The organism is Hyphomonas sp. UBA3601 (assembly GCF_002375605.1).
Taxonomy (GTDB): domain Bacteria; phylum Pseudomonadota; class Alphaproteobacteria; order Caulobacterales; family Hyphomonadaceae; genus Hyphomonas.
Genome location: NZ_DFME01000002.1, coordinates 887 through 6,325, shown reverse-complemented (window position 1 = coordinate 6,325; position 5,439 = coordinate 887). Strand labels below are relative to the sequence as shown.

At 60.1% G+C, this 5,439-nt stretch carries 7 protein-coding genes and 1 tRNA gene; 7 read left to right on the top strand and 1 reads right to left on the bottom strand.

Annotation, left to right across the window (positions count from 1 at the left end):
• The 3 genes from B4F73_RS00055 to B4F73_RS00045 form a co-directional block, all read left to right on the top strand.
• The coding region (locus B4F73_RS00055) for a hypothetical protein (protein ID WP_290482218.1) at positions 1–245 on the top strand (245 nt) is incomplete at its 5' end.
• Positions 242–712: a hypothetical protein gene (locus tag B4F73_RS00050; protein ID WP_290478737.1), complete on the top strand. Its 471-nt coding sequence runs from the start codon at positions 242–244 to the stop codon at positions 710–712. The genes B4F73_RS00055 and B4F73_RS00050, both read left to right, overlap by 4 nt.
• A gap of 127 nt (positions 713–839) precedes the next feature.
• Positions 840–1,634, top strand: coding sequence for a CAP domain-containing protein (locus B4F73_RS00045; RefSeq protein WP_206990816.1), 795 nt, complete (start codon positions 840–842; stop codon positions 1,632–1,634).
• A gap of 60 nt (positions 1,635–1,694) precedes the next feature.
• On the opposite strand, the gene B4F73_RS00040 is transcribed toward B4F73_RS00045, so the two are convergent.
• A tRNA-Gly gene (locus B4F73_RS00040) sits at positions 1,695–1,768 on the bottom strand.
• A gap of 240 nt (positions 1,769–2,008) precedes the next feature.
• Between B4F73_RS00040 and B4F73_RS00035 the strand changes: the two genes are divergently transcribed.
• The 4 genes from B4F73_RS00035 to B4F73_RS00020 all read left to right on the top strand — a co-directional run.
• Positions 2,009–2,215, top strand: coding sequence for a hypothetical protein (locus tag B4F73_RS00035; protein WP_290482217.1), 207 nt, complete (start codon positions 2,009–2,011; stop codon positions 2,213–2,215).
• Between the two features lie 146 nt (positions 2,216–2,361).
• A complete protein-coding gene (locus B4F73_RS00030; protein WP_222828298.1) occupies positions 2,362–3,435 on the top strand; it encodes a PLP-dependent cysteine synthase family protein in 1,074 nt (357 codons plus the stop codon).
• Positions 3,436–3,465: 30 nt separating this feature from the next.
• Positions 3,466–4,680, top strand: coding sequence for a DUF819 domain-containing protein (locus B4F73_RS00025; protein ID WP_222828297.1), 1,215 nt, complete (start codon positions 3,466–3,468; stop codon positions 4,678–4,680).
• 91 nt (positions 4,681–4,771) lie between these two features.
• On the top strand, positions 4,772–5,439 hold a 668-nt coding region (locus B4F73_RS00020; protein WP_290482216.1), incomplete at its 3' end, for an aldehyde dehydrogenase family protein.

Genomic DNA, 5,439 nt, shown 5'->3' with positions numbered 1-5,439 from the left:
GGGACTGGCCCGTCCTCAGCGGTCCACTGACCTGCACGGACACCCGGTTGACTGCGCAATTGTCTGGGGATGCGGGGGACGGCACACGCATTGTCCTCAAGGCTGTTGCACAGGATGGGTTTGAATTGGAACTGACCAATTTTGATGATGAATTGCGCGCTGCCTTGCTGGCTGCGGGATTTACAGACCGGAATGGTGCGCTGGTCTACACGCGGTCGATGAACAGAATGGAGACAAGGCCATGAGGCAGGTAATTGCGATTGTCGCGGGGGCGCTGCTGCTGGCGGCATGTGCGAGCGGCGACAAGAAGCGGCCCGTTCCGCCGGCGCCGGAGGTTCCCGAGGCAGGCAATTTACCAGCGCAGGATCTTGCGGATGGCGAGTGCGCGCTGTTCCTGTGGACCCAGGGCGCGCCGCGGCGCTTCATCTACTTCTCCAAGGCAGGTAGTCAGACGGCCGAAACCATGCTGTCTGAAACCCAGCAGACCATGGCTCTGGTCCGCCAGGGCGGGACCTTGTTCGGACAATTCATGACCGAAATGGATTACACGACCATCGAAGGCGAGACGATGTCCCTGCGAATCACGCCCGGCGAGATGGTGGAGGGCGGGCAAAAAATCTCAACTGGCCGCATCAAGCTACTGAATGATGGAGGTTGGGAGACCGTGATTCCTGTGGCGGGTTTGCGGGCGTGCCAGCCGGATGCTGAGTGATTGCAGGGCCTTCCGGCAAGACGCCTCCGAGTAGCATACAGATAAGATACGTAAAAGTGTCATTACTTGACGCAAATCTGTCACACACGGTATTGTGACACTTATGTTACAGAAACAATACAGATATATGTCAATCTCCGCTCTGGCGCTTGCGGCGCTGGGACTGACTGCGAATGCCCAACAGGCTTGTGACCTGTCGGATGGTCTCGGCCTGCAGCCTGCTGCATTCCAGACTGAAACCGAAGCCTGTTTTGAGGGCCTCAATGGCGTCACGCCGGATACGTTCATGCAAGGCCAGCTTGGTCAGTTCGCGGCCGCTGACCGCAGCGACGCGGGCAAGGCGAGCCTGAAAAACCTTGCGACGCTGAACGAAGCTGCACGTATCCATGCCTATGACATGGCGGTTCGGGGCTATGTGGCCCACGAGGACATGGAAGGACGCAGTCATCTCGACCGGGTCCGCCTGCTGGACCGCACCCACCTCATGGGGGCATTCGGCGCCAACATGGCCATTGTGGATGACTCGGCTACGCCTGAAGAAGCCTATCGTGCCCTGATGGCAGACCCCGCCAACAAGGCCAATCTCAAGCGCGGCGAGTTCGACCATACCGGTGTGGCGGCTGTGCGCGCCAATGGCCGGATCTATTTGGTCCAGCTGTTCTCCCGTGTTGAAGGAACGCTGCAGGCCCCGATGCCGACCCAGATGAACGGCAAGACTGACCTCAAGGCCGTCTTCGCGGAATCCCGCGCTGAGCCACTTGGCTGGTCGGTTGTCTCCACGTCCGGCAATGTGCTCGCCAAGGGCATCGGCGATAGCGTCCCGGCCAGCGAGCTGAAGGGCCAGTCAGGCTATCTGACCATCGACATGGCGCTCGGCAAGGACCGCTACACGCTCAAAGGCCCCGCGGTCTCACTGTTCTAAGCTGCGCACCCTCTCCAGATACGAAGAAAGCCGGTCCCTTCAGGGGCCGGCTTTTTTCATTGGAGCGGGTGAAGGGAATCGAACCCTCGTCGTCAGCTTGGGAAGCTGCTGCTCTACCATTGAGCTACACCCGCGAACCATGTCCGACTTCATGTCGTATCAGCCATGCAACACGACGAGGCGCCTGCCACGACAGGGCTCGATCAGTCAATATGGCTTGGTTGCCCCTACGTGTTGCACCAGCGAACCCGACGGAACCCAATTAGGGAATGAAGTCACCATCTGGTAAGTAGACTGTCGTTCACCATCACTGGACGGAGTCGCAGGCTTTCAACCGACCATTTGGCGGACTTCCCCGATCGGAGGGGGCTTATATGCACGACTACAATCTCGAATATGTGGATGACGACGGCATCGCCCAGACGATCTCGTTTTCTGCTCTTACGCCCAATGGCGCGCTGGATCGGGCCATGACGATCGCGCCTGGTCGGTGGGCGAAGCTGTGCGACGAAGCGGGCGATATCTGTCGGATCGAACGTCTGTCCCATTCTGCCGTGTGGCGTATCGCGCGCACGGCCTGATAGCCTTTTGTCGGCCGGCGCCGTTTTATCCTTTGCAGCGCGTCTATCATCCGGCGGTGCCCTTCCGCTCGCGCGATCTCCGACCAACCGCGGAAAACGTGTCCGGCGAGGGTTCCCTCCCGGGAGGAGGGCTATACAAGGCCCCAATGTCGACCAATCGTGAATGGGTGAACTGGGCCATCGGCCGGATCGAAGCCGATTTCCATCGGTCGGCCGATACCCATCTGATACCTTTGCCCGTTCCGGCCCTGCCGGATATCGCCATCTACCTGAAAGACGAATCCAGTCATCCGACCGGCAGCCTGAAGCATCGCTTGGCCCGATCGCTATTTCTGTATGGTCTGTGCAACGGATGGATTTGCGAACGCACCGCTATTGTCGAGGCGTCCAGCGGATCCACAGCCGTTTCGGAAGCCTATTTCGCCAGGATGCTCGGACTGCGTTTTATCGCCGTCGTTCCACGCTCGACAGCGCAGGCGAAGCTTGATGCCATCGCCTTCTACGGAGGGGAATGCCACTTCGTCGATCGGCCATGCGAAATATACGATGCAGCGCAGTCGCTCGCCGATGAGCTGGGCGGCCATTACATCGACCAGTTCACTTTTGCCGAACGCGCCACAGACTGGCGCAGCAACAACAACATTGCCGAATCGATCTTCGCCCAGATGGAGCGCGAACCGCATCCCGTACCGCGCTGGATCGTGTGCGGTGCAGGCACGGGCGGGACGTCTGCCACCATCGGGCGCTTTGCACGATATAATCGTTTCGACACGCGCGTATGCGTGGCCGATCCGGAAGGATCCGTATTTCACCGCCACTGGCAGGATCGCTCGATCGAGCGGGTGGATCATTCAGCGGGCTGCATAGAAGGCATCGGCAGGCAGCGGGTCGAGCCCAGCTTTCTCCCCGATGTGATCGACCGCATGGAAGCCGTGCCGGACGTCTGCTCGATCGCGGCGGCGCACGAAGTCAGCCAGCGTCTGGGTCGCCGCTGCGGCGGATCCACCGGAACGAACGTCTGGGCGTGCGCGAAGATCGCGGCGGAGATGGCCGAACGCGGCTGGAAAGGATCGATCGTGTCCATCCTTTGCGATGACGGCGCGCGCTATTCCGATACGATCTTCGACAGCGCATGGCTCGCTGCGCGTGGTCTGGACATCATGCCGCAGCAAAAGAAAATCGCGCATTTCTTCGAAACCGGCACATTCGCGGCCGAATGACATTCAGGCAGGATAAGGGGCCGCACGATCATGATCAGCGATGACAGGATAATCCTTGGCCTGCTGGCTCTCGTCCTCGCGTTCGTGTTCGCCACGCGCGACAGGCCCGGTTGGCAGCGATTCTACGTCTTCGTACCGATCATCCTGATCTGCTACCTCGTGCCAAGCCTGATGACGACCTTCGGCCTGATCGACGTGTCGCAGAGCAATCTGTGGCCCGTGGCGAAGGACTATTTCCTGCCCGCCGCGCTGTTCCTGATGACGCTCAGCATCGACATCAAGGGCATTCTGGGCCTCGGCAATAAGGCCATCATTATGTTCCTTACCGCCACCGTCGGCATTATCCTGGGTGGCCCACTGGCGCTGTGGATCGTTGCGCAGTTCGAACCATCGATTATCGGTTCCGGCGACACGGCAGCCTGGCGAGGCCTTGCCACGCTCGCAGGAAGCTGGATCGGCGGCGGAGCGAACCAGACCGCGATGCTCGAAGTCTATGGTTATCCTCTCGAAGGTTTTGCTGCGCTACTGGCTGTCGACATCATTGTCGCCGAAATCTGGATGGTCTTCCTGCTGTATGGCGCTGGCGCGCATGAGCGTGTCGACCGCTGGCTGGGCGCGGACAGTTCTTCGATCGCCAAGCTGCGCGATACCATGGCCGACTACACCGAAAGTATCGAACGCGTCGCCAAGGCAAACGACTACGTCCTGCTATTCGGCATTACTTTTGCGGTTGTCGGCCTCTCGCATCTGCTCGGCGGCTGGCTCGGGAATTTCTTCGCCGAATTGCAGGGCGAAGAGGCGACGCTGGCCAGCGAATTTTTCTGGGTGGTGGTCATTTCGACCACTGTCGGCCTTGCCGCCAGCTTTACCCGCGCCCGCAAACTGGAGGGTATCGGGGCGAGCAAGTTCGGTGTGCTGTTCATTTTCCTGCTCGTTGCAGTAATCGGCACGCGAATGGATGTTACGAAGATCGCGGATGCTCCTGCCTTCATGGCGATCGGCTTCATCTGGATGCTGTTCCATGTCATACTGCTGCTGGTTGTCGCCAAGATCATAAAGGCGCCGTTCTTCTTCGTCGCGGTAGGCAGCAAGGCCAATGTCGGCGGGGCCGCGTCTGCACCGGTCATAGCCGCTGCATTTCACCCCGCCCTCGCCCCAGTCGGCGTGCTGCTCGCCGTGCTTGGCTATGCACTGGGAACATACGGCGCAATCCTGTGCGCGCAGATGATGGCAGGGGTCGGCTAGACCGCAGTTCCTGAAGGTTTCAGCCAATACCGGTTGATTTCGGACCTCTCCCGCGTATTGGCCGTTGCCAACGAAAGAGAGGATTTTTCCTATGCGTCAGGTTGACCATTTCATTGCCGGCAACAGCCCGGCTGCCACCCGCAAGCACAAGATCTGGAACCCGTCGACGGGCGAGGTTCAGGCCGAAGTTGCGCTGGGCGATGCTTCCCTGCTTGATCAGGCGGTTGCGGCTGCCAAGAAGGTCCAGCCCGAATGGGCCGCGACCAATCCGCAGAAGCGCGCCCGTGTCATGTTCGAATTCAAGCGACTGGTTGAAGAAAACAAGCAGCAACTTGCCGAGCTGCTTGCCAGCGAACATGGCAAGGTCGTGGACGATGCGCATGGCGATGTGCAGCGCGGGCTTGAAGTCATCGAATATGCGTGCGGCATTCCGCAGGCGCTCAAGGGCGAATACACGCAGGGCGCAGGCCCCGGCATCGACGTTTATTCGATGCGCCAGCCGCTGGGTATCGGCGCGGGCATCACTCCGTTCAATTTTCCGGCGATGATCCCGATGTGGATGTTCGGCATGGCGATCGCGGCGGGCAACGCCTTCATCCTCAAGCCGTCCGAACGCGATCCCAGCGTGCCCGTTCGCCTTGCCGAACTCTTCGTCGAAGCTGGCGCACCCGAGGGGTTGCTGCAGGTCGTCCACGGCGACAAGGAAATGGTCGATGCCATCCTCGATCATGAGGATATCGCCGCCGTCAGTTTCGTCGG